This window comes from Corynebacterium sp. HMSC077D03 (assembly GCF_001808545.1).
Lineage (GTDB): Bacteria > Actinomycetota > Actinomycetes > Mycobacteriales > Mycobacteriaceae > Corynebacterium > Corynebacterium simulans.
On sequence record NZ_KV793687.1, the window covers coordinates 1 to 958 of the forward strand.

The window sequence follows — 958 nt, forward strand, 5'->3', positions numbered from 1 at the left end:
CGCACAGACACACTTTCTGTCGCATATCCCGGCTTCCCCGCCATGAAGCGCGTAGCGAAAGCTGGCTACCAGCAAGATTGACTTAAACCAGCTCGCTTAATTCAGCGGTCAGCATTGCTTGGTCGATCGCAATTGCGGTGGCAGCTCCGGCTCCCATAGCTTGTGGGACTTGGTCTGGTGAACTGGTTACATTGCCTGCAGCCCACAGATTTTGTTGGGAAGTACGTCCGTTGGATTGCTGAACCCATCCGTCCTCGTCGTACTGACAGCCTGCTTCAATCAAAAGCTGGTGGTTCGGGTGGAAAGCCGGCCCCACAAAACAAGACTCAAACCGGATCTTTTCCCCATCCACGCTGAGGATAAGCCCCTCAGAGAAATCAGGATCGGCGGCAACCTGCTGCACAGGCTTGTTATTTACCTCGATGCCACGCGCGGCGAATTGCTTGAGGTCTGTTTCGCCAAGAGAAAGACCATTCGGGAAGAAAGTAATGTTCGGGCTCCACTTTCGCAGCAAGTGCACCATCCGCACAGTAAATCCCGGATTGAGGCCGCCGATAACCGCGATTCGACGATTACGCACTTCATATCCATGGCAATACGGGCAATGGAAAATTCGTTGGCCCCACAACTCCTCTACACCGGGAACATCTGGCAATTCATCCGTAATACCCGTGCTGACCAAGACATGTTTGGCGCGGATTTCATCGCCTTCAGCAGTAATAGCTCGCCAGCCCAGTGCGCCGTCTTCGGCAGGCTCAAGCTTGGCAACAGTGCCTTTTATGTAATTGCCGCCGAAAGCACGAAACTCGCTTTGCCCCTTTTCCAAGTACTCCACCGGGTTCACACCGTCGAGCCCCATAATTCCGTGCGCATGCGAGCTAAACCGATTGCGAGGTTTGCCGCTATCGACGACAGCAACGCTTCGCTGTGAAGTGCCCCAGGTTTTGTTCCGTTTGAG

1 protein-coding gene is annotated in these 958 nt (G+C 54.1%); it reads right to left on the reverse strand.

Annotation, left to right across the window (positions count from 1 at the left end):
* Window positions 1-82: 82 nt before the first annotated feature.
* A partial coding sequence (locus HMPREF2888_RS05070; RefSeq protein ID WP_246815037.1) for an NAD(P)/FAD-dependent oxidoreductase occupies window positions 83-958 on the reverse strand: 876 nt, incomplete at its 5' end.